Origin of the sequence: Sphingomonas limnosediminicola (assembly GCF_039537965.1) — a bacterium.
Lineage (GTDB): Bacteria > Pseudomonadota > Alphaproteobacteria > Sphingomonadales > Sphingomonadaceae > Sphingomicrobium > Sphingomicrobium limnosediminicola.
In genome coordinates this window covers 2,626,668-2,652,194 of sequence record NZ_BAABBM010000001.1, presented here as the reverse complement: position 1 = coordinate 2,652,194, position 25,527 = coordinate 2,626,668, and the positions used below count along the sequence as shown (strand labels likewise).

Annotated in this window: 27 protein-coding genes and 2 tRNA genes; 13 read left to right on the top strand and 16 right to left on the bottom strand. The window is 64.0% G+C overall.

Annotation, left to right across the window (positions count from 1 at the left end):
* The first annotated feature begins 29 nt into the window (after positions 1 to 29).
* A complete protein-coding gene (locus tag ABD704_RS13625) occupies positions 30 to 803 on the top strand; it encodes a pseudouridine synthase (RefSeq protein WP_425565435.1) in 774 nt (257 codons plus the stop codon).
* The gene (rsmD, locus tag ABD704_RS13620) at positions 800 to 1,333 is read left to right on the top strand and encodes a 16S rRNA (guanine(966)-N(2))-methyltransferase RsmD (RefSeq protein ID WP_344700230.1); all 534 of its coding nucleotides are present in this window, start codon (positions 800 to 802) and stop codon (positions 1,331 to 1,333) included. The genes ABD704_RS13625 and rsmD overlap by 4 nt, the downstream gene beginning before the upstream one ends.
* Here the strand turns inward: rsmD and ABD704_RS13615 are convergent.
* Together ABD704_RS13615 and ABD704_RS13610 are read right to left on the bottom strand one after the other, a co-directional pair.
* Positions 1,311 to 1,703 (bottom strand): hypothetical protein, encoded by a 393-nt coding sequence (locus ABD704_RS13615; RefSeq protein WP_344700229.1) that lies wholly within the window; start codon positions 1,701 to 1,703, stop codon positions 1,311 to 1,313. The two genes, rsmD and ABD704_RS13615, sit on opposite strands and share 23 nt — an antisense overlap.
* A 34-nt stretch (positions 1,704 to 1,737) precedes the next feature.
* Positions 1,738 to 2,340, bottom strand: a complete 603-nt coding sequence (locus ABD704_RS13610) for an SOS response-associated peptidase (protein WP_344700228.1) — start codon at positions 2,338 to 2,340, stop codon at positions 1,738 to 1,740.
* Positions 2,341 to 2,439: 99 nt separating this feature from the next.
* On the opposite strand from ABD704_RS13610, the gene ABD704_RS13605 reads away from it, so the two are divergent.
* Positions 2,440 to 3,564 (top strand): hypothetical protein, encoded by a 1,125-nt coding sequence (locus tag ABD704_RS13605; protein ID WP_344700227.1) that lies wholly within the window; start codon positions 2,440 to 2,442, stop codon positions 3,562 to 3,564.
* Here ABD704_RS13605 and ABD704_RS13600 read toward each other — a convergent pair.
* Together ABD704_RS13600 and cysE are read right to left on the bottom strand one after the other, a co-directional pair.
* On the bottom strand, positions 3,545 to 3,886 hold the full coding sequence (locus ABD704_RS13600; RefSeq protein ID WP_344700226.1) for a DUF2794 domain-containing protein: 342 nt from the start codon (positions 3,884 to 3,886) through the stop codon (positions 3,545 to 3,547). The genes ABD704_RS13605 and ABD704_RS13600 overlap by 20 nt on opposite strands.
* Complete coding sequence (gene cysE / locus ABD704_RS13595) at positions 3,883 to 4,569, bottom strand: serine O-acetyltransferase (protein ID WP_344700557.1); 687 nt, start codon at positions 4,567 to 4,569, stop codon at positions 3,883 to 3,885. The genes ABD704_RS13600 and cysE overlap by 4 nt, the downstream gene beginning before the upstream one ends.
* Before the next feature lie 144 nt (positions 4,570 to 4,713).
* Here cysE and ABD704_RS13590 point away from each other — a divergent pair, with 144 nt between their 5' ends.
* Positions 4,714 to 5,478, top strand: coding sequence for a sulfite exporter TauE/SafE family protein (locus ABD704_RS13590; protein ID WP_344700556.1), 765 nt, complete (start codon positions 4,714 to 4,716; stop codon positions 5,476 to 5,478).
* 83 nt (positions 5,479 to 5,561) lie between these two features.
* Positions 5,562 to 5,951, top strand: a complete 390-nt coding sequence (locus ABD704_RS13585; RefSeq protein ID WP_344700225.1) for a DUF6356 family protein — start codon at positions 5,562 to 5,564, stop codon at positions 5,949 to 5,951.
* Positions 5,952 to 5,958: 7 nt separating this feature from the next.
* On the opposite strand, the gene ABD704_RS13580 is transcribed toward ABD704_RS13585, so the two are convergent.
* Positions 5,959 to 6,477 carry a carboxymuconolactone decarboxylase family protein gene (locus tag ABD704_RS13580; protein ID WP_344700224.1) on the bottom strand — a complete coding sequence of 173 codons (519 nt, stop codon included), beginning with the start codon at positions 6,475 to 6,477 and terminating at the stop codon, positions 5,959 to 5,961.
* A 135-nt stretch (positions 6,478 to 6,612) separates the two neighbouring features.
* Entirely contained in the window at positions 6,613 to 7,158 is a 546-nt protein-coding gene (locus ABD704_RS13575; RefSeq protein WP_344700223.1) for a peroxiredoxin, read from the bottom strand.
* Between the two features lie 123 nt (positions 7,159 to 7,281).
* Here ABD704_RS13575 and ABD704_RS13570 point away from each other — a divergent pair, with 123 nt between their 5' ends.
* Entirely contained in the window at positions 7,282 to 8,247 is a 966-nt protein-coding gene (locus ABD704_RS13570) for a hydrogen peroxide-inducible genes activator (protein ID WP_344700222.1), read from the top strand.
* Between the two features lie 73 nt (positions 8,248 to 8,320).
* Here the strand turns inward: ABD704_RS13570 and katG are convergent, their stop codons facing one another.
* Together katG and pgsA are read right to left on the bottom strand one after the other, a co-directional pair.
* Positions 8,321 to 10,558, bottom strand: a complete 2,238-nt coding sequence (katG, locus tag ABD704_RS13565; RefSeq protein WP_344700221.1) for a catalase/peroxidase HPI — start codon at positions 10,556 to 10,558, stop codon at positions 8,321 to 8,323.
* A 114-nt stretch (positions 10,559 to 10,672) separates the two neighbouring features.
* Entirely contained in the window at positions 10,673 to 11,239 is a 567-nt protein-coding gene (pgsA, locus tag ABD704_RS13560) for a CDP-diacylglycerol--glycerol-3-phosphate 3-phosphatidyltransferase (protein ID WP_344700220.1), read from the bottom strand.
* Positions 11,240 to 11,332: 93 nt separating this feature from the next.
* Between pgsA and ABD704_RS13555 the strand changes: the two genes are divergently transcribed.
* Entirely contained in the window at positions 11,333 to 12,604 is a 1,272-nt protein-coding gene (locus tag ABD704_RS13555) for an MFS transporter (RefSeq protein WP_344700555.1), read from the top strand.
* A 7-nt stretch (positions 12,605 to 12,611) separates the two neighbouring features.
* Here the strand turns inward: ABD704_RS13555 and ABD704_RS13550 are convergent, their stop codons facing one another.
* The 5 genes from ABD704_RS13550 to rpsA all read right to left on the bottom strand — a co-directional run bounded on the left by ABD704_RS13550 (position 12,612) and on the right by rpsA (position 17,204).
* The gene (locus ABD704_RS13550; protein ID WP_344700219.1) at positions 12,612 to 12,779 is read right to left on the bottom strand and encodes a hypothetical protein; all 168 of its coding nucleotides are present in this window, start codon (positions 12,777 to 12,779) and stop codon (positions 12,612 to 12,614) included.
* A gap of 106 nt (positions 12,780 to 12,885) precedes the next feature.
* Positions 12,886 to 14,505 (bottom strand): putative bifunctional diguanylate cyclase/phosphodiesterase, encoded by a 1,620-nt coding sequence (locus ABD704_RS13545; protein WP_344700218.1) that lies wholly within the window; start codon positions 14,503 to 14,505, stop codon positions 12,886 to 12,888.
* A gap of 412 nt (positions 14,506 to 14,917) precedes the next feature.
* Positions 14,918 to 15,003: transfer RNA gene (locus ABD704_RS13540), tRNA-Leu, on the bottom strand.
* Between the two features lie 34 nt (positions 15,004 to 15,037).
* Positions 15,038 to 15,334: an integration host factor subunit beta gene (locus ABD704_RS13535; RefSeq protein WP_344700217.1), complete on the bottom strand. Its 297-nt coding sequence runs from the start codon at positions 15,332 to 15,334 to the stop codon at positions 15,038 to 15,040.
* 139 nt (positions 15,335 to 15,473) lie between these two features.
* Positions 15,474 to 17,204, bottom strand: a complete 1,731-nt coding sequence (gene rpsA, locus ABD704_RS13530) for a 30S ribosomal protein S1 (protein WP_344700216.1) — start codon at positions 17,202 to 17,204, stop codon at positions 15,474 to 15,476.
* A gap of 326 nt (positions 17,205 to 17,530) precedes the next feature.
* Here rpsA and ABD704_RS13525 point away from each other — a divergent pair, with 326 nt between their 5' ends.
* The 4 genes from ABD704_RS13525 (at position 17,531) to ABD704_RS13510 (ending at position 20,534) form a co-directional block, all read left to right on the top strand.
* Complete coding sequence (locus ABD704_RS13525; protein WP_344700215.1) at positions 17,531 to 17,947, top strand: hypothetical protein; 417 nt, start codon at positions 17,531 to 17,533, stop codon at positions 17,945 to 17,947.
* Between the two features lie 66 nt (positions 17,948 to 18,013).
* A complete protein-coding gene (locus tag ABD704_RS13520; RefSeq protein WP_344700214.1) occupies positions 18,014 to 19,015 on the top strand; it encodes an LLM class flavin-dependent oxidoreductase in 1,002 nt (333 codons plus the stop codon).
* Positions 19,016 to 19,023: 8 nt separating this feature from the next.
* Positions 19,024 to 20,127 (top strand): NADH:flavin oxidoreductase/NADH oxidase, encoded by a 1,104-nt coding sequence (locus ABD704_RS13515; protein WP_344700213.1) that lies wholly within the window; start codon positions 19,024 to 19,026, stop codon positions 20,125 to 20,127.
* A gap of 32 nt (positions 20,128 to 20,159) precedes the next feature.
* The gene (locus tag ABD704_RS13510; protein ID WP_344700212.1) at positions 20,160 to 20,534 is read left to right on the top strand and encodes a PEPxxWA-CTERM sorting domain-containing protein; all 375 of its coding nucleotides are present in this window, start codon (positions 20,160 to 20,162) and stop codon (positions 20,532 to 20,534) included.
* A 73-nt stretch (positions 20,535 to 20,607) separates the two neighbouring features.
* Here the strand turns inward: ABD704_RS13510 and ABD704_RS13505 are convergent, their stop codons facing one another.
* Positions 20,608 to 22,209, bottom strand: coding sequence for a putative bifunctional diguanylate cyclase/phosphodiesterase (locus tag ABD704_RS13505; RefSeq protein ID WP_344700211.1), 1,602 nt, complete (start codon positions 22,207 to 22,209; stop codon positions 20,608 to 20,610).
* 406 nt (positions 22,210 to 22,615) lie between these two features.
* The gene (locus ABD704_RS13500; RefSeq protein WP_344700554.1) at positions 22,616 to 23,245 is read right to left on the bottom strand and encodes a (d)CMP kinase; all 630 of its coding nucleotides are present in this window, start codon (positions 23,243 to 23,245) and stop codon (positions 22,616 to 22,618) included.
* Between the two features lie 137 nt (positions 23,246 to 23,382).
* On the opposite strand from ABD704_RS13500, the gene ABD704_RS13495 reads away from it, so the two are divergent.
* Positions 23,383 to 23,703 (top strand): TIGR02300 family protein, encoded by a 321-nt coding sequence (locus ABD704_RS13495; RefSeq protein ID WP_344700210.1) that lies wholly within the window; start codon positions 23,383 to 23,385, stop codon positions 23,701 to 23,703.
* On the opposite strand, the gene ABD704_RS13490 is transcribed toward ABD704_RS13495, so the two are convergent.
* Positions 23,700 to 25,178, bottom strand: a complete 1,479-nt coding sequence (locus ABD704_RS13490; RefSeq protein ID WP_344700209.1) for an alpha/beta hydrolase-fold protein — start codon at positions 25,176 to 25,178, stop codon at positions 23,700 to 23,702. The genes ABD704_RS13495 and ABD704_RS13490 overlap by 4 nt on opposite strands.
* Positions 25,179 to 25,383: 205 nt before the next feature.
* Here ABD704_RS13490 and ABD704_RS13485 point away from each other — a divergent pair.
* Positions 25,384 to 25,459 (top strand) — tRNA-Ala (locus ABD704_RS13485).
* Positions 25,460 to 25,527: the final 68 nt, after the last annotated feature.

Here is a 25,527-nt window from a genome sequence, read left to right as displayed (position 1 = left end):
AACCGACCCAACGCTCACATAAGCGACCAGTGCCGCGCCGGCGCGACAAGCGTAGCACTACGCCTGCTGAGCCGAGGAAGGAAGGCGGGCCGCAGCGCATCGCCAAGCTGCTCGCGCGCGCCGGAATCGCTTCGCGTCGCGAGATCGAGCGGATGATCGCCGAAGGACGCATCGCGCTCAACGGCGAGAAACTCACCACCCCGGCGACTTTGCTCGAGACGCTGGACGGCGTGACGGTGGACGGCAAGGCTGTGCGCGCGGCCGCGGCAACGCGCCTGTTCCGCTACTACAAGCCCGACAAGACCATCACCGCCGAGCGTGACCCGCGGGGGCGGCCAACGATCTATGACCGGCTTCCGACCGGACTTCCGCGCGTAATGCCGGTGGGACGGCTGGATTTCATGACCGAGGGGCTGCTGCTTCTGACCAACGACGGAGAGCTCAAGCGCCAGCTCGAGCTTCCGCGCACCGGCGTCGTCCGCACGTATCGCGCCCGCGCGTTCGGCACGATCACGCAGAGCCAGCTCGAGGATCTTGCGGACGGGATAACCATCGAGGGCATCCACTACGGATCAATCAACGCCAACCTGGAGCGGCGGACCGGGCGCAATTGCTGGATCGAGATGAGCCTGACCGAAGGCAAGAACCGCGAGGTCCGGCGCGTGCTGGCGTTCCTCGGGCTGCAGGTGTCGCGGCTGATCCGGACCGCCTACGGCCCGTTCACGCTGCAAGGACTGGAGCCGACGGCCGTCCTTGAAGTCGATCCGGCCGAGCTGGAGGCGTTCCGGAAAACGCTGAAATGAGGATTATCGCCGGACAGTGGCGCGGCCGTCCGATCGAAGCACCACCTGGCGAGTTGACACGCCCCACCGCCGACCGCGTGCGCGAGACCTTGTTCTCGATGTTGCTCAGCCGCCTAGGCTCATTCGAGGAGCTCAGAGTGGCCGATCTTTATGCCGGCAGCGGCGCGCTTGGGCTCGAGGCGCTGTCGCGTGGCGCGGCCTCAGCAACATTTGTCGAAAATGACGCGAAGGCGCAGGCGATCATCAAGCGCAATGCCGAAAAGTTCGGGATCTCGCCGCGCGTGCTCGGCACGTCAGTACTCACATTGCCGCGCTCGGATCCGTTCGACCTGATCTTGGCCGATCCGCCTTATGGAGCGGGGGCCGGCTCAGCCGTGGTCGAAGCCGTCGCCAAGGCCGAATGGCTGGCGCCCGGCGGCTGGATGAGTGTTGAAACCTCGCGCAATGACGCAGTGGACGCGGGCGACTTCGTTCTCGAAGCCACCCGCGATGTCGGGCGGGCCCAGCTTACGCTTTTGCGCCGGCCTTAGTCGCGCTCGCCGCTTTCTTGATCTCGTCGAACTCGTTGCCGAGTCGGCGTCCGATCGCAGCAGCCGCGGCCTTGCCGGCTTCCTTCACCGCTTTGCCCGCCCGCTTGCCGCGATTGCCGCTGCCGCTGGTGAAGCCGTGCTCGGCCAACGACGCGAGCGCCGCCGTCGCCGCGACCGCGACCAGTTCGGCCACTAACGGACTCTGAAGCAGCTTCACGAATGCCTCGCTGGCGTCGAAACCGCTGCCACTATCCTTACGGGATCCGCCGCTCCTCGCCGACGACACCCGCGCGACCGCGGTACCCGCCTTCGATGTGCTCTTCTTGCCGCCGCCTGCCGGGCCGCCTTTGGCCGTCGCCTTTTTCGCCATGTCCTGCTTCTCCTGTAACTTGAGCTTTGGACGCTTAACTCACGCGACGCATCGACGTTTCCGCGAACGGCCTCGCAAGCGCACACGCATTGGCCCGTTCGCTCGACAGCCACTGGTCGACATCGGCTCCCGGGGTCAGCATCACCGGCATCGCCTTGGGATGAACCTCGCCCACCAACTGGTTAGCCTCGCAAGTGAGGAAGGCCATGTACGGCCCGCCCTCGCCCGGTCGCCAGATGCCGGCAAAGGCGAACAAAGGATGATGTTCCTCGCTTAGCCCGAACCATACCTTCGACTTGCGCTTGGTCGAAGGATCGGGTTCGGCGGTCCATTCGCAGAAGCTCGTCACAGGCACGATGCAGCGCCGCGCTGGATCGTTCAGCGCGTTGTGCCAGAAGCCGCTGTCGAGATTGCGGACGTTGGTGACCGGCCGCCCGCCCGCCGCTTGCGGCCCGGGAAATCCCCATTTCATCATCTCGAGCTTCAGCCCGCCGTCTTCCTTCCGCCGCAGGACCGGCGCGGAATAGTTCGGATAGATTTCGTCATAAGCCGGCACGTTCGACGTATCGCCCTCGAACGGGCCGAAAATCCGCCGCATCTCATCGACCGTCGCGGTCATGCTGTAGAGATTGCACATCGCGCACCCATTTGGCGCTGGCGTGGCCGGGGTCAACTGCCTTGCTGTATTGATACTATAATACACAAAGCCTACAATGCCGGAAAACGGGAGGACTGAATGTACAGCCAGCAAGAGCTTGACGACGCCATCGCCGCGGGGGCGATCAGCGCCAAGGACGCGGATGCGCTGCGCGCCTATATCGAACAGCAGCGATCGACCGTGATTCCGGACGAGGAGCAATTTCGCCTCCTCACCGGCTTCAACGACATCTTCGTTTCGATCGCCGCAGCCATCCTGTTGTTCGCCGTCGGCTGGATCGGCCAGAGCGCCGGGCAGTCGACGGGCCTCCTGATCACCGACCATGGCGAGATGGGTCCGAGCTTCCTCGGCCCCCTGTTCGTCGCCGCCACGGCTTGGCCGCTGGCGCTGTTCTTCACCGCGAGGCGGCGCATGGCGCTGCCGTCGATCCTGCTTCTCCTTGCCTTCGTCGGCGGGGTGCTCGCAACGTCCGGCTTCGCGCTTGTCCAGATCCTCGGGGCGGAGCGTTTCAATGGCCCGAACGACCTCAACGGGGCGATCGTCGCCGGTCTTAGCGCAGCGATCGCGGCGGGCGCGGCCTGGCTTCACTGGCGCAGATTCCACGTGCCGATCACCGTCGCGGCGGGCGCTGCCGCAGTCGCCGGCATCTTCCTCGCTCTCGTCGTCGGCATCGTCCAGCCGGGTAATACGGAGAGCGCCAAGAACCTGATCCTCGGCTTCGTCCTCCTGCTCGGCATCGGCATGTTCCTGTTCGCGATGTGGTGGGATGCCTCGGACCGTGCCCGCCTCACGCGTCGCTCCGACGTCGCGTTCTGGCTGCACCTGCTCGCAGCGCCGATGATCGCGCACCCGATCTTCACCCTGATGGGCGTGACCAGCGGCAGCGTCGGCACCGGCGAGGCACTCATCGTCGTCGGCCTGTATGTGCTGTTCGGCCTGACCGCGCTTGCGGTTGACCGTCGCGCGCTCCTCGTCTCGGCGCTGGCCTATGTGCTCTACGCGCTGACCGAGCTGTTCAAGCAGTTCGGCGCGGTCGAACTAAACGTCGCACTGACCGCGCTGGTCATCGGCTCCGCCCTACTGATGCTGTCGGCCTTCTGGCACCAGGCGCGGCGGGTGATTGTAACGCGCCTTCCGGCAAACCTGCAGGATCGGCTTCCGAACCTCGACCGGCCGGCGATCGCTACCCAACCAGCCGCATAAAACGGCGCTCCAGCGGGGCGAGCACGGGCCCAAGCTCGTGCCCCCGCTTCAGTACCACACCGTGCTCACCGACCAAGGCAAACGCCCCCTGCTTCAACCGAAGCTCGGGGCGTTTTTCTATGCGCACTTCGGGGCGCTCGGAATGGCGGCGGTAGGCAGCGAAGACGGCAACGTCTGGATCGATGCGCAACGCGTAATCGCGCCAGTGCCCCGCGGCGACCATGCGACCGTAGAGGTCGAGGATCCGCATCAGCTCGTGCCGGTCGAATGTGGCGATGGGGCGCCGGTCCCGAGACCCTGGGAACGGCGCGACGACGCTCAAGCGGACTTCACCTTCGGCTGCGGCTGGCGGGCCCCTCTCAGAACCGCGATCTCCGCACGCAGGTCTTCAAGCTCCTTTTCGAGCTCCCCAAGGCGCGTCCGCAACGGGTCGATGTCCTCGCCGCAGGGTGTGCCGTAAGCCATGAATCCCGGGCTGTAGTGGACGGCGTCAATCGGGACCGGGCGGGCCGGAATGCCGACGACGGTTGAGCCAGGCACGACATCCTTGGTGACGACCGAATTGGCGCCGATCTTCGCGCCTTCGCCAACCTCAATCGGCCCGAGCACCTGCGCGCCGGAGCCGATGACCACGCCGGACTTGATCGTCGGGTGGCGTTTGCCGCCCACGCCGGTCGTCGGGTTCGTGCCGCCGAGCGTTACGTGCTGGTAAATGGTGACATCGTCTTCAATGATCGCGCTTTCTCCGATCACGCTGAAGCCGTGATCGAGGAAGAAGCGCTTGCCGATCTTCGCGCCGGGATGGATGTCGATGCCGGTCAGGAAGCGGGACATGTGGTTCACCAGCCGCGCAAGGAAGGTCAGGTCCCCCTCCCACAACCAATGCGCGAGGCGATGGAGCCCGAGCGCCAGAACGCCCGGATAAAACAGCACGTCCCAGCGCGAACGCGCAGCCGGATCGCGTGATTTGACCGAGTCCAGATAAGCCAACAGTCCGGATTGCAAGCGCAAGAACCTCTTTCCGTTACGGCTTCAATTTATGTCTGAAGCGCCGCGAATTCCAGCCGAGCTGAGAAATCGTGCGCCAACGGACCTTGCCGGGACCCGTAACGTTAGTGCAAGTCGCGACAAACAGGGCTGGAGCGGGCTATCCTCACGTCGATCCTGGGCGATCCTTCGACCCTACTCATCTTCATTCTCATCGGCTTCGCGGCGCAGCTCGTCGACGGGGCTCTGGGCATGGCTTACGGCCAGATTTCGAGCACCCTGCTGATCAGCATGGGCGTGCCGCCGGCCGCCGCGTCAGCGGGCGTGCATACGGCTGAGACGTTCACGACCGCCGTTTCCGGCATCAGCCACGTGGCGCACCGCAACGTCGACTGGAAATTGTTTTTTCGCCTGGCAATCCCGGGCGTGATCGGCGGCGTGCTCGGCGCCTATGTGCTGACGCGGATCGATGCGACGATCGCAAAGCCGATCGTCCTCACCTATCTGACTGCGCTGGGCCTTTACCTGTTCTACCGCGGCATCATGCACCGCCATACGGAGCGCCGTCCGCGCGTGGTGTCGTCGCTCGGATTGCTCGGCGGGTTCCTCGATGCCGCAGGCGGCGGCGGCTGGGGCGGCATCGTAACGTCCAACCTGCTGGTGCAGGGTAGCAACCCGCGCAAGACGATCGGCACCGTGAATACGGCCGAATTCTTCCTGACGGTCACCATATCCGCGACCTTTCTGGCGACACTGGGCTGGGCGGCTTTCACCACGGCGACCGCCGGGCTTCTGATCGGCGGCGTCATCGCGGCCCCGTTCGGCGCGTTCATCGCCAAGCGCGTCAATCCCGACACGCTGCTAACCTTCGTCGGCGCACTTCTGACCGCCACGAGCCTCTACGGCCTCTATCGTGCGCTGAGCTGACCCCGGGCGAAGCTGGAACGCAGAACGCGTATTCCCGACTCGTGAAGTAGGGTACATGATGCGCCGGACTGTGAGGACCGCGCATGCTGACGAAATCGAGGGTACACCTGATCGAGGCGGGTGAAGATTATTTCGAACACCTGCGCTTCGCGGTCGGTGTCGGGCTGATGCTTATCGCGGCCGGTCTGGCCTGCATCATCCATGGGCTGATCCCGGCAGTCTGCACGAAGACTGCCAGCCGCACCGTCGACGAGCTCAGAAGGCTATTTGCCGAGCGTCACACCCTTGCGTCGGTCCTGGAAGAAGCGTCCGGTGCGCTGACGCTTGTCGGCCTGGTCGCGCTGACGACCCCGGCTTGGGCGCTCTTGCTGCTCTCGCCGGGCTATCCGCTGCCGCTGCTGACGGCGGCGTTCGCACTCGCAATTCCCGCTGCCTATTTGTGGACCAACCCGCAGCTCGAGCGGGTCGACTGACGCAAACCTAAAGCGTTGCGTGAACGGTCGCGATCGCCTTCATCACGGCCGCAATCCTCACCGCCGACTGGATCGTGTCCGGCTTCACGCCATGTTCCAGAAGCACGCGCTCGTGGCTGTCGATGCACATGCCGCAGCCGTTCATCGCCGACACTGCCAAGCTCATCAATTCGAAATCGTCCTTGGCGATGCCGTGCGAACCGATGAAATTCATGCGTAGGCGTGCCGGCAACTTGCCGTATTCGGCGTTCGACGCGAGGTGCACGAAGCGGTAGTAGACATTGTTCATCGCCATCACCGCCGCCGCGCCGCGCGCCGCATTGGCGACCTGGTCGGACAGCTTGCCTTCGACCTCGGCTTCCGCAGCTGCAACCAGCGGGCGGTATCCTGATCCATGCGCGCAAGAGAGCAGGAGCGCGAGCTTGCGCTCATCCCCCATCAGCTGGTCGCTGAGGATCGATCCGAGGTTGAGGCGCAGGTCCTTGGCATAGTCGGGCAAGGTCTCAGCGAACTGCTTGAGAGACATGGGTTCTCCGCTGATCTGGATATGAAGAAGGGGCGGGCCTGGGGAAGAAAGCCCGCCCCTTCGGTTTGGCCAGTCAAAGGGGGCTGACGGCCAATGGCCCTTCCGGAGGGGACTGGAAGGGCCACACTTAAATGGTTACGCAGCCTGCGGCTTCAACACCTCTTCGCCCGGCGTCCAGTTGCAGGGGCAAAGTTCGTCAGTCTGAAGAGCATCGAGAACACGCAGCGTCTCTGCCGGATTACGGCCGACGTTGAGCCCGTTCACCGTGACGTGCTGGATGACGTTGTCTGGGTCGACGATGAACGTCGCGCGGAAGGCGACACCCTCTTCGCGGTCGAGGATACCAAGCGTTTCCGCCAGCTCGCGCTTGTTGTCCGCGATCCACGGGAAGTCGGCGTTCGCCAGCTGCTCATCCGAACGGCGCCAGGCGAAGTGCACGTGCGCGGTGTCCGTCGACGCGCCGAGAAGGACGGCGTCGCGATCCTCGAAATCCTGCTTCAGCTCGGCATAGCCGGCGATCTCGGTCGGGCAAACGAACGTGAAGTCTTTCGGCCAGTAGAAGAGGACCTTCCACTTGCCGTTGGTCTGGCCGAGATCGATCGTCTCGCCCGCCGGCAGCGCGGACGTGCCCTGCTGAACGGGAAGCTTGAGGGAGGGAAGCTTGTCACCAACGGTCAGCATTCAGGAAACTCCATTCTGTTGCATTGCACAAAGTCTGTCTTGCAGCGCAGCATCTATGGCGCTGGCTTCAATCGTTCAAGTCCATTATATCGACTATATTGATTGAGTTTTTCGATTAGGCCGATGACCGTCCACCTGCCCACGATCAAGCAGCTGCAATATCTGGTTTCGCTCCGGCAGCATGGCCATTTCGGCAAGGCGGCAGAGGCGTGCTTCGTCACGCAGTCGACGCTGTCCGCGGGGCTTCGCGAGCTAGAGACCTTGCTCAACGTGACGTTGGTCGAGCGGACGCGGCGCGTGGTCCGGTTCACGGCTCTGGGCGAGAAGATCGCCGAGAAAGCCGTTCGCGTGCTGCGCGAGACCGAGGAGCTGGCCGAGATGGCGCGCGCCGAGGGCCAGCCGTTACACGGCGAGCTGCGCATGGGCGTCATCCCGACCATCGCGCCCTTCCTGCTCCCGGCAATGCTGCCGCGGCTGCGGCGCGAGTGGCCGAGCCTCAAGCTCTATCTTCGCGAGGAGACCAGCCAGGCTGCATGCGAGGCGCTTCACCGCGGCCAGCTCGACTGCGTGCTGCTCGCCCTGCCCTACAATTGCGGCGACATCGAGTCCGCGGCGCTGTTCGACGATCCCTTGTTCGTCGCCTTTCCGCGCGGCGAAGCACCTGCTGGCAGCCAAGTCGATGTCGCCGCGATCGACGAGAGCCGCATGCTGTTGCTCGAAGACGGGCATTGCCTGAAGGATCACGCACTGTCGGCCTGCAACCGGCCCGACTTACGCGCGCATGCCGCGATGATGGGCACGTCGCTGCATACGCTGGTGCAGATGGTCGATAACGGCCTTGGGCTGACCTTCATCCCGTCGATGGCGATCGAAGCCGGGATCCTCGAAGGCACCCAAGTAGATGCGAAGCCGCTGAGCTCCGACCACGGCTATCGCCGCATCGCCTTGATCTGGCGTCGTTCAAGCCCGCGCGAGACCGAATTCCAGCTGCTCGCCGGAACGCTGCGCCGCATCATGCTGGAGCTCCATCCGAAGCTCGCCGCAGGTGCCCAGCCCGAGCCCATCCGGACTCTCGAACCTTCACTTTAAATGTCCCCGACACGGCGGGCACGCCGCGGCGCCGGGGAGGGGAAGGAAGCGCCGCGACGGCCCGAGCTGAAGGCTATTTTGCCAGGGCAGGCTCCGCGATTCCGAGGGGCTCAACCGGCTTAGTCTTCTGCGGAACATCGAAGCGGTCGGCATTCATGACCTTCGTCCAGACCTTGATGAAGTCGCCGACGAATTTCTCTTCATTGCCCTTCTCGGCATAGACCTCCGCGGTCGCGCGCAGCTGGCTGTTCGACCCGAAGATGAGGTCGGTGCGGGTCGCACGCCATTTCTCGTGCTTGCCGCCACGGTCGCGACCGATGAATTCCTCGTCGCCGCTGCCATCGACGACCTCCCAGAAGGTCTCGTTGTCGAGCAGATTGACGAAGAAGTCGTTGGTGAGCTGACCCTTACGGTTGGTGAAGACGCCGTGCGGGCGGTCGCCCTGGTTTGCGCCAAGCACGCGAAGGCCGCCGAGCAACACCGTCATTTCCGGGGCCGACAGGCCAAGCAGCGATGCCCTGTCGAGGAGAAGCTCCTCGGTGCGGACCGAATGCTTGGTCTTCAGATAGTTGCGGAAGCCATCGGCCGCCGGCTCCATCACCTCGAAGCTTTCGACGTCAGTCCATTCCTGCGTCGCGTCGCCACGTCCGCCAAGGAACGGCACTTCGACGTTGAAGCCAGCGTCCCTGGCCGCCTTCTCAACCGCCGCCGTGCCTGCGAGCACGATCGCGTCGGCGAACGACAGTCCGCCACGCAGTTCGTCGATCTTGGCGAGCACCTGGCCAAGCTCTTGCGGATCGTTGGCCGCCCAGTCCTTTTGCGGTGCGAGCCGGACGCGCGCGCCATTGGCGCCGCCGCGATGGTCGGACCGGCGATAGGTCGAGGCCGACGCGAATGCCGCCTTGGCCAGTTGGCCGACGCTAAAGCCCGCATCGAGAATGTTCGACTTGAACGCCGAGACGTCGCCGTCCGACGGCTTCGAGCCGGCCGGAACCGGGTCCTGCCAGACGAGGTCCTCGGCCGGCACTTCCGGGCCGAGGTAACGGGCCTTCGGCCCCATGTCGCGGTGCGTCAGCTTGAACCAGGCGCGAGCGAAGGCGTCCTCGAACGCTTCATGGTCGTTGCGGAACTTCTCCGAGATCTTGCGGAACTCGGGGTCGACCTTCAACGCCATGTCGGCCGTCGTCATCATCGTCGGCACGCGCTTCGACGGGTCGTGCGCGGCGGGCGCCATGTCCTCCGGCTTCTGATTGATCGGCTGCCACTGCTGCGCGCCCGCAGGCGAGCGCACGAGCTCATATTCATAGTCGAGCAACAGGCGGAAATAATTCTCCGACCATTGGGTCGGCGTATTCACCCAGGAGCCTTCGATGCCGCTGGTGATAGTATGCTCGCCGACCCCGCTCTCGAAGGAGCTTGCCCAGCCGAGACCTTGGAGAGCGATGTCGGCGCCCTCCGGAGCGGCATCGACGTGGCTTGGGTCGCCAGCGCCGTGTGCCTTGCCAAACGTATGCCCGCCGGCGGTCAGCGCGACGGTCTCCTCATGGTTCATCGCCATGCGTTCGAAGGTGATCTTGATGTCGCGAGCCGACTGGAGCGGGTCGGGATTACCGCCCGGCCCTTCCGGATTGACGTAGATGAGGCCCATTTGAATCGCGGCCAGCGGGTTTTCTAGCTCCAATTCGCGGTCCGGCTGGATGCGGGTCTCGGTCGCTTCGACCCACTTTTCCTCGGCACCCCAATAAATGTCGCGCTCCGGCTCAAACACATCGGCGCGGCCGCCGCCGAAGCCGAAAACCGGCCCACCCATGCTTTCGATCGCGACGTTGCCGGCGAGAACGAACAAATCGGCCCAGCTGATCGACGATCCATATTTCTGCTTGATCGGCCACAGCAGGCGCCGCGCTTTGTCGAGGTTGCCGTTGTCCGGCCAGCTATTGAGCGGGGCAAAGCGCTGCTGCCCGCTGTTGGCGCCGCCGCGCCCGTCGGCGGTGCGATACGTGCCGGCCGCGTGCCAGGCCATGCGGATCATGAAGGGGCCGTAATTGCCGTAATCGGCAGGCCACCACGGCTTGCTATCCGTCATCAGCGCGGCGAGGTCGCGCTTCAGCGCCTGATAATCGAGCTTCTTGAACGCTTCGGCATAGCTGAAGTCGGCGCCCATCGGGTCCGGCGATCCGCCGCCCTGACTGAGAATGTCGACCGGGATCTGTTCAGGCCACCAGTCGCGGTTCTGGCGGCCGAGCAGTGAGCGCACCGTGCTTGGCCGATCAACCGGGCACCCACCCATTTCGCCAGTCTTTGCGTCCATGTCAGAATCCCTCCGAAGCTAATGTCGACGCGACGACTAGTCGCGAGGCGGGGCGGACGGAAACCGGATTCCTTCGTCAGTGAGAACAGCAGAATCGATAAGTGCTGCCGAAACTCAGTCCATGTGCTTCAGGCCGATGCGCAGATAATCGTAACCGGTCGCCAGCGTCAGTGCGGCCGCGAGCCACAGGCTGACAATACCGGTAAGGTGCACCCACGGATAATCGGGCATCGCGCCGCCGAGGATCAGCGCCCCCAAAGCCACCATCTGGAAGGTGGTCTTCCACTTGGCCAGCGCGCTGACCGGTAGTCCGACACGAAGCTCGGCGAGGAATTCGCGCAAGCCCGAGACGATGATCTCGCGGAGCAGGATGACCAGCGCGGGGATGATATGGAGGCTCGCAATCTCCGGCACCGGATTGGCCTTGCGGCTGGAGATGAGCATCACCAGCACTGCGGCGACCATGATCTTGTCGGCGATCGGGTCGAGGAACTGGCCGAGCCGTGAGATCCGCCCCTGCGCCCGCGCCAGATAGCCGTCGAAATAGTCGGTGATGCCTACAAGGCAGTAGAGGACGAAGGTGATCGCATAGTCCCACGGCGCCGGGCGCCACAAGAGGAACACCAGGATAGGCACCGCAAGGATGCGCGAAAGGGTCAGCAGGTTCGGCAGCGACAGCATCGTTCTGGAACAAGGCCGTTATAAGGTTTGGAGCAAAGCGGAAAGCTGGCTATTCCACGGCCACCGTCAATGAGCGCGCTCAGCTAAGCCTTGATCCAGAACGTTTCACATCTGCTGCGCTCGCGGCGGTTCCTGCCTTTGTTCACGACGCAGTTCCTCGGCGCGTTCAACGACAGCCTGTTCAAGCAGGCGGTCGTCCTGTTCGTGACGTACCAGCTCTATTCGAACCCCGCGAAGGAGTTTCAGTTCAGCGCGATCGCGCAGGGCCTGTTCATCCTGCCCTTTTTCCTCTTCTCGGCTTTGTCCGGGCAATTGGCCGACGATCACGACAAGTCGCGCCTGATCCGGATCATCAAGCTTGCCGAGATCGGGATCATGATCCTTGGCGGATCGGGCATCCTGCTGGCGAATATTCCGCTGATGCTGGCAGCGGTTTGCGCGATGGGCATTCACTCGACCTTCTTCGGCCCGATCAAATACGCCATCCTCCCGCAACATCTGCACAAGGACGAGGTGCTCGGAGGAACCGGATTGGTCGAAGCCGGCACCTATCTCGCCATCCTGGGCGGAACGATCCTTGCCGGCGTCCTGGCAGTGCAGCCGTCCATCGCGGCAGCAGCGACGATCGGCATTGCGGTGCTCGGTTTCCTCGCCGGGCGCCAGGTCCCTCCTGCGCCGCCTTCCGCCGAACGCATACCGATCAACTGGCACATCATTCACGCGTCGATCGAGCTGGTGAGCGGGACGCTGCACATCCGCCGCCTGTTCCTCGCCATCCTGTCGATCAGCTTTTTCTGGACGATCGGCGCGGTGCTGATCATCATTTTCCCGCCGCTGGTGAAGAACGTGCTTGGCGCGAACGAGCAGGTGGCCAGTCTCTTTATCGGCATCTTCTCGGTCGGAATCGCCATCGGCTCGGTCGCCATAAACCGCTTGCTGAAGAGCGAGGTGTCGGCCCGCTTCGCCCCGGCGTCCGTAATCGCAATGGGCGTTTTCGTCCTGCTGCTGCACTTCGTGGCGCTGAGTTGGGGCAAGCATGGGCCCGACCTGACGACGCTCGGCAACTTCCTGTTCAACCCGATGGCGGGACTGATGATCCTGGCGCTGCTCGGCGTCTCGATCACCGGCGGCATGTTCGTCGTCCCTCTCTACGCCTTCCTGACGACCACGGTGCCCAAGGCGGAAACCGCTCGAACTGTGGCCGCCAACAATATCGTCAACTCGGGCGCGATGGTCGTCGGTTCGCTCATGGCTTACGGGCTGAGCAGCGCGGGCGTCGGCCCGACGGGTCAGTTGCTCTTAGTGGCGGCGATGTGCCTGGTCTCGGCTTGGCTGGGGTACAAACTGCACCTCGCCTGCGATTGATCGCGGCTTAGCCGAAGAACACCGAAACGAAGACGAACCCAGCGGCGAAGGTCGTCGCGAATAGCTTCAGATCGTCACTGATCTTCGCCGGCGTCGGTGCCGGCCCCGCATCCTTCACGGGGCCGCGGCCGAAGCGGCGCGGGTTGATCGAACGGGCTGGACGCGCAAGCAACATGGTAAATCCTTAACCGGACATTCACCATGTTCAAAACACCGATTGCACAACAGGGCTCCATCCGTCCCGTGGCGGGACAGATGGCTCTAATCTCCTGTTTTTGGAACTAAGCTCGGGCTGCGGCGGACGAATGCGGCGGCTGCAGAAGCTCGGTGCGGCGACTGGTCGCGAGCATCTCTCGGGCCTGCTCGGCCGGCATGGCCTTGCCGAAATACCACCCCTGCCCGATCTCGCAGCCGAGCGACATCACGCCCTCGAGCGTGCTCTCGTTCTCGATACCCTCGACGCAGACCGGCACGCACAGCGCATTGGCAAGCGTGGTCACGGCACGGATGATCGCGCCATTCTCGCGTTTGCTGTGAATGTCGGCGACGAAGCTACGGTCGATCTTGATGATGTCGAACGGCAGTGAGCGAAGGTGCGCCAGCGACGAGAAGCCGGTGCCGAAATCGTCGAGCGCAAGGCGGATGCCCTGGTTCTTGAGGCTTGCCACGATCGAACGCGCGAGATCCATGTCGGCGAACAGCGAGGTTTCGGTCACTTCCACGACGAGGCGATCTGCCGGGAAGCGCGTTTCGGTCAGCAAGCGGACGATCCGCTGCGCAAACCAGCTATCGGCAAGCTGCGACGGGGAAATGTTGACGGAGATCTTGATCGCCGGGTCCCAGGTCGCGGCCTCCCGCAGCGCTTCGCCGATCAATTGCTCCGACATACGGCCGATCAGGCCGATTTCCTCGGCAATCGGGATGAAAATGTCCGGGCCAATGATGCCGGTGAGTGGGTGATTCCAGCGCGCCAGCACCTCGAAGCCGACGATGTCGCCGGTCGCGAGGTCCACCTGCGGTTCGAAAAAGGGAATGAACTGGCCGTTCTCCAGGCCGAACCGGATGCCCTGCTCGATCTCTCCCTGGGCCAGTAGAGCCCGCTCCATGCCGGCGTCGAACCATACGGGGCGCGCGATGCGGCCGTTCCGGGCGCGGTCCATCGCGATGTCGGCGCGGCGCAGGAGATCGGGCACGCCGGCCTCCGCTGCGGGTGCTACCGCAATGCCGACAAACGCGCCGACCTGGATGATCCGGTTTTCGAAGACGTATGGGCGAGTGACGATCTTCAGGAGGGTCTCGGCGACTTCCTCGGCCCGCTCCGCCTGGTCCGGCCGAACGGCGAGCGCGACAGCGAATTCGTCACCGCTAAGCCTCGCGATGACCATGTGACCCGGCAACTCCTTGCTGAGGGAAGCCGCGATCTCCTTGAGCAGGCGATCGCCCATCTCCAGACCGTGCTGGTCGTTGACGGTCTTGAACCGCTGAACCTGGCACGAAACCACCGCGACATGATCGCCACTTACCAAGCTTCGCGCCAGCAACTCGCCGGCGCGGTCCGCGAAGCCCTTGCGATTGTAGAGGCCGCTGATGGCGTCAGTCGTTGCGAGGACGACGGCCCGCCGTTCCTGCTCTGCCCGCAATTCCGCTTCGTGCTGCAGGTCGACGTAGCGCCGCCAGCCGAACAGGATCAGTGCGACATTCAGCGTTAAGGCGGTACTTGCGATGCGTACGTCGGGGTCGAAATTCCCCGCGATCTGCAGATTGGCGAAGAAGGTGCTGCCGTTCCAGATGAGCAACAATACCGCGGCAATGAGGATGGTAAGCACTATCGCATCGCGCTGTGCATTGACCACGCGCTCATTCGCCGCCGAAGCGCTGTTACTCGGTACAGCTTTACTCACGGCGACGGTGTTATGAGAAAACGCTTAATAAACCGTCTCGTGAAACATCGATTAATGTTCGAAAATTGGTCAATTTTTCGGTGACCATGAATCGTCGGGAACTCGGTGATCGACGTTGCGGCGACTTGCCCCGCTCCGCCGCCTCCGCCGCCACCCCCACCGCCTCCGGTGGAGCGCGGCGAACGCGGCTAAGCGGCAACGCTGAACACAGGGGTTGGGGCGGGCTTCGGTCTGCCCCAATTTTTTGGGCTGTGTGGATGTTCGGTTTCGAAGGTCTCGCGCCGTCACGGAATAAATACGTGACGTCGATCCACTCGGCATAGGGGCCGGCGGCCGGCCGGCTTTCGCAGGCTCTTCGCGCTGCTCGACGATCGCATCGCGATCGAATCTCTACGCTCGGCTGCTCAAGGGTTGGTGCGGACGGCGGGAATCGAACCCGCACTCCCAATCGGGAAGAAGATTTTAAGTCTCCAGCGTCTACCGTTCCGCCACGTCCGCATTGCCAGCCGCGGCGACGGTAGTGCTGCCCCGGCTATTCGGCAGTGACTTCACCTAAGTTCAGGCGCTCGCGCATTTCCTTGCCAGGCTTGAAGTAAGGCACGCGCTTGGCGTCGACATCGACGGATTCGCCGGTGCGCGGGTTACGGCCGATGCGCGCATCACGGTTGCGCGTCGAGAAGGCGCCGAAGCCGCGAAGCTCCACCCGGCCGCCCTTGGCGAGCTGATCCGTGATAGAATCGAAAATGGCGCTGACCACGCCCTCGACCTCACGCTGCGTGAGGTCCGGGAAATCGGTGCAAAGCTTCTGCACCAGCTCAGAACGGATCATCGGCTTCCCCGCATTAAGGATGACCGGCCCCTACTCCCCCCGAACAATGGGCCGCTTGGGAATAAGGCTGTCAGGAATCAGTTTCTCACGCAAGAGGAATTGAAAGGCGGCGTCTCAAGAAGAAACGCCGCCTTCACAATTACTTCTTCTTGGATTTCGTTTCCTGGGCTTCCTTCAGCGCCTGGCCGAGGATGTCACCGAGCGACGCGCCGGAATCCGACGAACCGTACTGCGCAACCTGCTGCTTCTCTTCGGCAATCTGCATCGCCTTGATCGAGAAGTTCGGCTTCTTCGAACGATCGAAACCGATGACCATCGCGTCGAGCTTCTGACCGACCTGGAAGCGCTCGGCGCGCTGCTCGTCGCGGTCGCGGCCAAGGTCGCCGCGCTTGATGAAGCCGGTGGCCCCGTCGTCACCGACCTGAACGTCGAGACCAGCATCCTGGATCGCGCGGACGGTGACGGTGACCGTCTCGCCCTTCTTGACCCCGCCGATCGCCGCGCCAGTGCCAACGGCCGCGCCAGCACCGCCGCCTTCGAGCTGCTTCATGCCGAGGCTGATGCGCTCCTTCTCGACATCGACGTCGAGCACCTGCGCCTTGACGGTCTCTCCCTTGCGGTGAAGCTGAAGCGCTTCCTCGCCCGACACGCCCCAGGCGATGTCCGACATGTGGACCATGCCGTCGACGTCGCCTTCGAGGCCGACGAACAGGCCGAACTCGGTCGAGTTCTTGACTTCGCCTTCGACGACGGATCCGACCGGGTGCGCTTCGGCGAAGGCTTCCCACGGATTCGACTGCGCCTGCTTGAGGCCAAGCGAGATGCGACGCTTCTCTTCGTCCACCTCGAGCACCTTCACGTCGACTTCCTGGCTCGTGCTGACGATCTTGCCCGGATGCACGTTCTTCTTCGTCCAGCTCATTTCCGAGACGTGGACGAGGCCTTCGATGCCCGGCTCGAGCTCGACGAAAGCGCCATATTCGGTGATGTTGGTGACGCGGCCCTGGAACACGCCGCCGACCGGATACTTGGCCGATGCGCCTTCCCACGGATCGCTCTCAAGCTGCTTCATGCCGAGGCTGATGCGCTGCGTCTCACGGTTGATGCGGATAATCTGCACCTTCACCGTGTCGCCGATGTTGAGCACCTCGCTCGGATGATTGACGCGCTTGTAGCTGATGTCGGTAACGTGCAGCAGGCCGTCGATTCCGCCGAGGTCGACGAACGCACCGTAATCGGTGATGTTCTTGACCACGCCCTCGATGACTTGGCCCTCGGCCAGCGACTGGATGAGGCCGCTGCGCTGCTCGGCGCGGGTCTCTTCGAGGATCGCGCGGCGCGACACTACGATGTTACCGCGGCGGCGATCCATCTTGAGGATCTGGAACGGCTGCGGAAGATCCATTAGAGGACCAACATCGCGGACCGGACGAATGTCGACCTGCGATCCCGGAAGGAACGCTACGGCGCCGCCGAGGTCGACGGTGAAGCCGCCCTTCACGCGGCCGAAGATCACGCCTTCGACGCGGTTGCCGGCTTCGAATTCCTTTTCGAGCTTGTCCCAGGCGGCTTCGCGGCGCGCGCGGTCGCGTGACAGCATCGCTTCGCCAGCCGAATTCTCAACGCGGTCGACATAGACTTCGACTTCGTCGCCAACCTTGAGGTCGGCTCTCTGGCCCGGCGCCGCGAACTCGCGCAGCGGCACTCGGCCTTCGCTCTTCAGGCCGACGTCGATGACGGCCATGTCATTCTCGATGCCCGTGACGGTGCCCTTCACCACCTTGCCTTCGAAGGTTTCGTTCTCACCACCGAGGCTTTCGTTGAGGAGGGCCGCGAAATCGTCGCGGGACGGGAATGTCGTTGTCGCCATGTGTATCTGTGTTCCTGAACTTCAAACTGGCCTGCCGCGTGACGCGCCACCATGGCGGGCCTTCACATGCGGACCTGGTTGCATGCACTGCCGCGGCGGCACCGTGCCGAAGCGGCGACCTGCGGGCGGTGTTCGGAACGGCCCTGTTCATGACAAAGAGCGCGCCCCGGTGCCGGTCGCTTCCGGTACACCGTACGCGCTCGCCGAAGAGACGGGCTTCCGCGGCCACCGCCGCCGGACGCGCGCCCCTTAGCTTAGAGGGGCTTAGAGGGCAAGTTGCGCCAGTGGGCATTGCAGACGGTCGCGAGGTCATCGATAGAAGCGCCGTGCGCGCAAGTCCCATGATCGACAGCCTATCGAAGCGCGCGCCCTCCATCGTCGCGCTCACCCTCTGCGTTACGCTGCTAATTGAATGGTTTGGCGCGCCGGCCCTGCTGCCCAGGGCGCTTGCGGCCTTGGTAGGCAGCCTCGCCCTGCTGCTGCTCCTGACTCGTGGACGGCGACGCCCGATGCACGGTCCGGAGGAACGGGGCTCCGAGCAGCTCAATTGGATCCAATATGAGATCGCCGGCAAAGGATCGCCGAAGGGCTGGTACGTCCTCGGCTTCTTCTGCTTTCTTGCGCTGATGCTGACCGGCTTCGACACCGACTATGCGATGCCCGCGTGGGCTGCCCTCGCGCTCGCGATCGCATGGGGATTGGCGAACGCGACCTATCCAACCGACGAGCAGTCGGGAGCATAGCCTAAAGCCAGCTGCCGCCTGCCACTGACCTTGCGGTGACGCGATGAACGACCCAAATGCGGGCCCATGGTGCCCCTCTCCATCCTCGACCTGTCACCGATCGTCGAGGGGAGCGACGCGGGGCAGTCACTTCGCAACTCCGCCGACCTCGCCCGCCATGCGGAGAGCCTCCTCTACCAGCGGTTCTGGATGGCCGAGCATCATTCGATGGCTGGCATCGCGAGCGCGGCGACGGCGGTGGCACTGGCGTTCGTCGGGTCGCAGACCTCGACGATTCGCATCGGCGCTGGCGGCATCATGCTGCCCAACCACGCACCGCTGATCGTCGCTGAGCAGTTCGGCACGCTGGAATCCCTCTATCCCGGCCGCATCGACCTCGGACTGGGACGCGCTCCGGGCACGGACCAGGCCGCTGCTCATGCGATGCGCCGCAACCTGGTGTCGGACGCCGATCAGTTCCCGCGCGATGTGGTCGAGCTCATGGGCTATTTCCGCGGTGACAACGGGCGTGTCCGTGCGATTCCCGGCGAGGGCCTCTCCATCCCGATCTGGATTCTCGGGTCGAGCCTGTTCGGAGCGCAACTCGCGGCAATGCTCGGCCTTCCATACGCCTTCGCCTCGCACTTCGCGCCGCAGATGATGATGGAGGCGATCAAGGTTTATCGCGAGCGGTTCGAGCCGTCGGAACAGCTCGACAAGCCGTACGTCATGCTCGGCTTCAATGCGATCGTCGCAGACAGCGACGAGGAAGCGCAGCTGCTGGCAACATCGGTGCAGCAGGCCTTCGTCTCGCTACGCACCGGCAACCCCATCCAGCTACCGCCGCCGAGGCCCGGTTATGCCGACGAGCTGCCGCTCGAGGCGCGCGCAACGCTGCGCCAGATACTGTCGGCATCCGCCATCGGCAGTCCCGAGACGGCGCGCCGCCAGATCGGGGAGTTCGTCGAGTGCACGCTACCCGACGAGCTGATGGTCACCGCGCAGGTTTACGATCACCAGGCGCGTCTGAAATCCTACCAACTCCTCATGGAAGCCGTCCGGCAGCCCGAACCCGCTCTCTCCAGCTAAGGAATTTCATGCCAGCCTTGTTCAGCCCGATCGAGGTCGGCGGCCTCAAGCTCGCTAACCGCATCGTCATAGCGCCCATGTGCCAATATTCGGCCGAGGACGGGAACATGACCGACTGGCACATGATCCACCTCGGCCATCTCGCGCTGTCCGGCGCGGCGCTGCTCACCATCGAGGCAACCGGCGTTACGCCGGAGGGGCGCATCAGCTACGGCGACACCGGCCTGTGGTCGGACGCCAACGAGGAAGCGATGGCGCGGGTGCTGGCAAGCGTTCGGCGCTGGTCGGACATGCCGGTTGCGATCCAACTGGGCCATGCCGGGCGCAAGGCGTCGACCGACAAACCATGGTTCGGCGGCGCACAGATTACGCCGCATGCGGAGAATGGATGGCAGACGGTAGCGCCTTCGCCCATTCCATTCCTCGAAGGCGAGAACCCGCCGGTCGAGCTCGACCGCGAGCGCCTTGATCGCATCCGTGAAGCGTTCGCGGACGCCGCAGTGCGCGCAGCGCGCCTCGACCTCGCTGCCGTCCAGCTACACGGCGCGCACGGCTATCTCCTCCACCAGTTCCTTTCGCCGCTCTCCAACCGCCGCACCGACGAATATGGCGGCAGCCTCGAAAACCGAATGCGCTTCCCGCTCGAAGTATTCGACGCGGTTCGCGCTGCCTTTCCGCCCGACAAGCCCGTCACGATGCGCGTCTCCGCAACCGACTGGGTCGATGGTGGCTGGGACCTTGAGCAAACGATAGAGTTCGCTAGGGCGCTGGATGCGCTCGGCTGCGGCGCCATTCACGTCTCTAGCGGCGGCCTGGACCCGCGCCAGCAGATCCCGGTCGGCCCGAGCTATCAGGTTCCTCTAGCCCGCGAGATCAAGCGCGCCGTCAACATGCCGGTCGTTGCGGTCGGGATGATCACTGAGCCGGAGCAGGCAGAGGCAATCGTCGGAACGGGCGATGCCGACATGGTCGCGCTCGCCCGCGGCATCCTCTACGACCCGCGCTGGCCGTGGCACGCGGCAGCCGAAATCGGCGGCAAGGTGCAGGTGCCGCCGCAATATCTCCGCTCCCAGCCGCGCCAGCATCCGGATTTGTTCGACTGCGGCAAATAGGATGATAGGATGAACGCTCACTCGTCCTCGCGGTGCTGGCCGGCGCGCTGATCGCCAAGAAAATTGGCCAGGGTTATGCACTGCTCAAAAAATGTGCACACGACGACGGCTTGCAACTAAGCCTCGACGGCGGAATTGGCTTGGTCGTCGACACTCCTGGGCCGACGGCCCCGGTCACCACTCCATTCACGATCACCGCGCCGTCCGCCGGCACGTACCACTTCACCATGTCCTACGGTGAGTGCTGCGGAGGCCCGGCGGTCCTGCAGTGGTTCTATAAAGAAGGCGGACCGGTTGGTGAGGTCCCTGAACCAGCGACCTGGGCGATGACGCTTCTCGGCTTTGGCGCCATCGGGTTCCAAATACGCAGGACGAGGAACGTCAAGGTCACCTATCGGGCCGCGTAACCCGTCTACACATAAGCGAAGCGCCGCGGTTTCTCCGCGGCGTTTTGCTGTCAGCAGCACATGATTTTCGGAGCTAAAGCACTCGCCCGATCCGGGGGGTGAAGCGGTGGCGGTCGCCCTCGGCGGCTTTCGGTGGCTCGGCCGTCATGTCCCCAGCTCCGTTTTGCCCCTTGAGGCCAAGGAAAGTGCGAACGCTGTCGCCGCTCACCGGGCGGCCGAACAGCCAGCCTTGCGCTTCGGTGCAACCGAAATTCTTGAGCGCGTTTCGGATTTGCTCGGACTCAACGCCCTCGGCGGTGATCGGAACGTTAAGCTGATGGCCGAGCCCCGCGATCGAGCTGACGATCGCCGCCGTCGACTCGCTCTTAACGATCGTGCTGATAAAGCTGCGATCGATCTTCACGCGATCGAGCGGCAGCGAATTGACCTGCGCGAGGCTGGCATAGCCGGTCCCGAAATCGTCGAGGCTGACGCTGACGCCAACGTTCTTGAGGCTGTGGATGATCGACAGAACCTGATCGCGGTCTTCAAGCAGCGCGGCCTCGGTAATCTCGATTTCCAGCCGGCTCGCGGGGAAGCCGCTCTCAGTCAGCACCTTGATGATCTGCGCGGCAAGGCGGCTGTCACGGAACTGAACTGGCGAGATGTTGACGGCAAGCTTCAGGTTCGGCGGCCAGGTCCGCGCTTCCTTTAGCGCCTGTGCAATCACGCCGAGCGTCAGCGGGCTGATCAGGCCGCTGCTTTCGGCGACGTCGATGAACTGGTCGGCCTCGACGAAGCCGCGCTTCGGCGAGCGCCAGCGAGCGAGCGCCTCGAACCCGACGAGGTCCCGCGTGCTGAGGTCGATGAGCGGCTGGAAGAACGGCACGAACTCGCCCTTGGCGATGCCGACGCGCATGTCCTCCTCGAACTCGAGCCGCTCGCTCAGCTCGCGGTCGAGCTGCGGGTCGAACCAGGCGAACTGGCCGCGTCCGGCGCGCTTGGCTGAGTAAAGCGCAACGTCACCCCGTCGAAGCAGGTCCTCGGCCTTGCTAAGCTTCTCAGCGCCGGCAATGCCGATCGAGGCGGTGGCTTGCACCTGCGCGCCGGCGGCGAACGTCGGGGTCGCGAGCTGGGCGAGCACGCCAGTGGCGACCTGCTCGGCATTCTTGGCGTCGGCGCTTTCGATAAGCACTGCGAACTCGTCACCGCCGGTACGGGCGCAGCAAGCGCCACTGGGTGCGGCGCCGAGGAGCACTTCGGCGACATGCTTCAGCAACTGGTCGCCGACGACATGGCCGTGAAGGTCGTTCACCCGCTTGAAGTGGTCGAGGTCGATCAGCAGCAAAGTCGCACCGCGTCTGGCCTCCATTGCGTCGGCAATCGAGCGCAAGACCTCGCGCCGATTGGCAAGTCCCGTCGTCGGGTCGGTGTTGGCGTTGCGTTCGGCGAGCCGTTCGGCCTGCTCATAGGCGTCGAGCGCCTCGCGCAAATCCTTGGACCGCCGCCAGCCGAACAGGATGATCGCGATGTTCAGCAGGAACGCCATGGTCAGGCTGCTGTTCGGAACAGCGGCACCGCCAAGCGCCGGGGCAAGAACCCGGCTGCCCAGCGCGACGAACAACAGGATCGCGGCAATGGTCGCGCAGCTGATGATCATATGGCTGCTGGCGATCGGGCCGGCTTTGGCATGCATTGGTGGCGCGCTCCGGGCGTCGGTTTCAGCGCTATCGTCTAAGCACGAGAGGTGAAAATATCCCTACTCAGCGATCATTGGCCTGATAGGTATTTTCCTATTGTAGATAGGGAACAAATAGTGAACTGTGATTCACGGAGTCGCTGTCATGATGTTAATCAGTCCCGCCCTTCTGATCGCTTTCGCTGCCGTGCTGACCAGCCTGTCCGCGCTCGTTTGGAGCCTTCGCCGCAAGCCCTGACGCGTGGCCGGGTGTCTTGGTTCGAGACAAAGCGACAGTCGCGCGCAACGCGGATTTATGCTATTAGTTGAATCTCACGGAGCCCGCCTGATCTAGACGGCAATCTGGAGGCGGGTTCCAATACAGGATGGCCCGGCAGTGATCCCCTTGCTGCCGGGCCTCTCTTTATTCGGCGCGCGCGAGTTGCTCTTCGGCCAGGTTGATGGCCTTGGCGATCGATTGGTCGACATCGAGGTCAGTGGTGTCGAGCAGGAGCGCCCCGTCGGCTTGACGCAGCGGCGCGGTTTTGCGGCTTGAGTCCCGGTCGTCGCGAGCGTGGATGTCGAGCAGCACGTCCTCAAGGTGCGCAGGCATCCCGCGGGCAAGCAGCTCGCGCACGCGGCGCTGCGCCCTGACCTCGGCCGACGCAGTTACGAAAAGCTTCACCGGCGCATCCGGCGCAATCACCGTTCCGATGTCGCGTCCGTCCAGCACAGCCCCCTTCGGCTGTCCGGCGAATTCCTGCTGGCGTTCCAGCAAGGCCGCGCGCACGGAAGGGTAGGCCGAAATGGCGGAAGCATATTTGGAGACCGCCTCGCTGCGCAGCTCTGGGTCATCCGGATCGACACCGACAGCGGAGCACGCCCGGAGAGCCTCGAACTCGCTCGACGGGTCCCCGCCCCAGCGCCACAGGTTGAGCGCCACCGCGCGGTAGAGCAGGCCGGTATCCATGTGCGGCAGGCCGAAATGGGCCGCCAGTGCCCGGGCGATCGTTCCCTTGCCGCTGGCCGCGGGTCCGTCGACCGCGATTACGATCGGGCGGTTGTCACTCAGGTCCTTGCTCATGCGATTTGGGCGCTTTGACAGGGGGCTATGCCTATGGCAAGGCGCCCCGCCGAACGCTGCCCCAGTCGATGGGCGCGCGCGCGAATTCGAAACTGGAGACGTTTTTCATGGTGAAGCCCGAATGGGGCTCCAAGCGCACTTGCCCCAAGTGCTCGACCCGCTTCTACGACCTCGGCAATGACGATCCGGTGCACTGCATCAACTGCGGCACCGACTTCGTGCCGGAGCCGGTGCTGAAGTCCAAGCAGCCGATGGCGTTTGAAGCTGCGCCCGTGGCCGCCAAGGAACCCGCGCAGGACGACGAGCTGGCGGCCGAGGATCTGGCAGTCGACGAAGACGCCGAGATCAGCCCGGACGAGGAAGTCGACCTGGAAACCGGCGACAATGACCTTGGAGTCGAAACCGGCGGCGAGGACGACGAAAGCTAGTTGGTCTTGCCCGGTCGCGCGACGGCCTGCATTTCCTTCGTAATCTGGATCAGCAAGGCGTTCGGATCCCCGTTCGCCTCATAAAGGTTGCCGTGCGTCTTCCCGGGCAGGAAACGCACGTCCGCCTTCGCGCCCAGGCGCTCCAGCACCGCCTTCAGTTTCCGCGCCGCGCCGTCGAGATGGAAAGTATCCTCCGTCCCGACGATGACGTGAATCTTGCCGTCGAGGTCACGTTTCAGCGCCGGCCAATTGTGCTCGAGCCGGTAGGCAATGTCATAATGGTCGCGCCAGTAAGCGGCGACGACCGGATCGACCGCGCCGGTGCGGCGATCGAACATCTGCATCGGCCGGCCGTCAGCGCCCTTGGGCGAGAAGACCCAGTCGAACGACGACATCTGCCCGCCATAAGGGCCGAGCACCGACTCCAGCCGCGCGAAATCCTGCAGGTTGGCGACGTCCTTGCCGTTCATGCGCACCAGCGGCACCGGCTTGCCGGTGGCGTCGACATAGACGTTGGCATTGGGCCGATAGATGTCGGCGCCGGTGAAGTCATGAAAGTCGCTCGGGTCGGGCGAGGTTGACCAGGTGCCGCCGAAAATCTTCGGATAGCACGTCTGGAGCCATAACGTCGCCCATCCGCCTGACGAATGGCCGTTGAGGAAGCGCCCTGACGGACGCGCGTCCATGCGATACTGCTTCTCCAGTGACGGGATCAGCTCCGCCGTCAGCGCGGCGCCCCACGGCCCGTTGTTCACGGAATCCGCGAACTCGTGCGTGCCGGTCGGTGAGCTCTCGTCGAGCACGACCCAGATCATCGGCGGAATCTTGCCCTGCTCCATCAGCTGCGTACGGCTGGCCGCCTCCCACCGCGCGGACGGCAGGTTCCCACCGAAGCCCTGCGTGGCATAGACCGTCGGCCAGGTTGCCTTGGACGTCGGACTGTATCCAGGCGGAAGTGCGATCCAACCGCGCATGTGCACCGGCCGGCCCCAGAAGGCGCTCAGCTCCGGGCTGACGAAATCGACCGGCAGCGTCTTCGCCAAGAAAGGCGCCAAGGTTTTGCCTCTCTCGCTCTGCGCCGCGTAGGGATCGGTCGCCGGAATGACCGATGTCAGCCCGATCGGGGGAAGCGCACCGGGGAGCGACACTTCGGTGATCGGCGAAACAACATCGTTGGCGCCGCGCCCACTGTAATTATAGTCGCCGTTCACATCGAGCACGGCCTGCACCCGATACTTGCCGGACGGCAGCTGGGACCATGGGCCAGGCACCGTATCGGTATCCGCATCGACGACAGCGACCTGCCCCTTCGACAGCGACCGAACATCGCGCGCGGCAACAGCAGTCAGTGTTCCAGCGAATGGATTGGCGTCGATGCTTTCAGGCGCCTTGTCGCCGGGCTTCACCGGCTCGGCAAAGACGATAATCCGCCCAGCCAGCGGCGCTGGCGTATCGACGCCTAGCTGGACCGGCACCGTGGCGGGCGGCGCCGCCGCCACAAGCATAAAAGCAAAAACTGCAAGCATCGGCCGCATCGGCATCCCCCATCCCCGTCGATGCGGTTGTTTGTGGGCTAGGCCGACGCTGGGCAAGCGAATTCAATGCCGGCCGAGGTTGACCGAAAAGACCGAATTTCCCATTTGCAGAACGTCTTCCATCGCCTAAGGGCGCGTGACACGTGGGGCCGTAGCTCAGCTGGGAGAGCGTCGCAATGGCATTGCGAAGGTCAGGGGTTCGATCCCCCTCGGCTCCACCATCCTTCTCCTGAACCGCTGATTCCCTACGACAGGATCGGTCGCGCGTGATAATGGCGCTGGGCCGTGC

What these genes read in the sequence shown, in the direction of transcription:
- ABD704_RS13605 (WP_344700227.1), top strand. Translation starts at nt 2,440, where the DNA reads ATGTACAGCCAGCAAGAGCTTGACGACGCCATCGCCGCGGGGGCGATC.
- katG (WP_344700221.1), bottom strand. Translation starts at nt 10,558, where the DNA reads ATGGACGCAAAGACTGGCGAAATGGGTGGGTGCCCGGTTGATCGGCCA.
- ABD704_RS13520 (WP_344700214.1), top strand. Translation starts at nt 18,014, where the DNA reads ATGGTGCCCCTCTCCATCCTCGACCTGTCACCGATCGTCGAGGGGAGC.
- ABD704_RS13495 (WP_344700210.1), top strand. Translation starts at nt 23,383, where the DNA reads ATGGTGAAGCCCGAATGGGGCTCCAAGCGCACTTGCCCCAAGTGCTCG.
- ABD704_RS13585 (WP_344700225.1), top strand. Translation starts at nt 5,562, where the DNA reads ATGCTGACGAAATCGAGGGTACACCTGATCGAGGCGGGTGAAGATTAT.
- ABD704_RS13535 (WP_344700217.1), bottom strand. Translation starts at nt 15,334, where the DNA reads ATGATCCGTTCTGAGCTGGTGCAGAAGCTTTGCACCGATTTCCCGGAC.
- ABD704_RS13580 (WP_344700224.1), bottom strand. Translation starts at nt 6,477, where the DNA reads ATGTCTCTCAAGCAGTTCGCTGAGACCTTGCCCGACTATGCCAAGGAC.
- ABD704_RS13505 (WP_344700211.1), bottom strand. Translation starts at nt 22,209, where the DNA reads ATGCATGCCAAAGCCGGCCCGATCGCCAGCAGCCATATGATCATCAGC.
- ABD704_RS13615 (WP_344700229.1), bottom strand. Translation starts at nt 1,703, where the DNA reads ATGGCGAAAAAGGCGACGGCCAAAGGCGGCCCGGCAGGCGGCGGCAAG.
- ABD704_RS13550 (WP_344700219.1), bottom strand. Translation starts at nt 12,779, where the DNA reads ATGTTGCTTGCGCGTCCAGCCCGTTCGATCAACCCGCGCCGCTTCGGC.
- pgsA (WP_344700220.1), bottom strand. Translation starts at nt 11,239, where the DNA reads ATGCTGTCGCTGCCGAACCTGCTGACCCTTTCGCGCATCCTTGCGGTG.
- rsmD (WP_344700230.1), top strand. Translation starts at nt 800, where the DNA reads ATGAGGATTATCGCCGGACAGTGGCGCGGCCGTCCGATCGAAGCACCA.
- ABD704_RS13570 (WP_344700222.1), top strand. Translation starts at nt 7,282, where the DNA reads ATGACCGTCCACCTGCCCACGATCAAGCAGCTGCAATATCTGGTTTCG.
- ABD704_RS13515 (WP_344700213.1), top strand. Translation starts at nt 19,024, where the DNA reads ATGCCAGCCTTGTTCAGCCCGATCGAGGTCGGCGGCCTCAAGCTCGCT.
- ABD704_RS13610 (WP_344700228.1), bottom strand. Translation starts at nt 2,340, where the DNA reads ATGTGCAATCTCTACAGCATGACCGCGACGGTCGATGAGATGCGGCGG.
- rpsA (WP_344700216.1), bottom strand. Translation starts at nt 17,204, where the DNA reads ATGGCGACAACGACATTCCCGTCCCGCGACGATTTCGCGGCCCTCCTC.
- ABD704_RS13575 (WP_344700223.1), bottom strand. Translation starts at nt 7,158, where the DNA reads ATGCTGACCGTTGGTGACAAGCTTCCCTCCCTCAAGCTTCCCGTTCAG.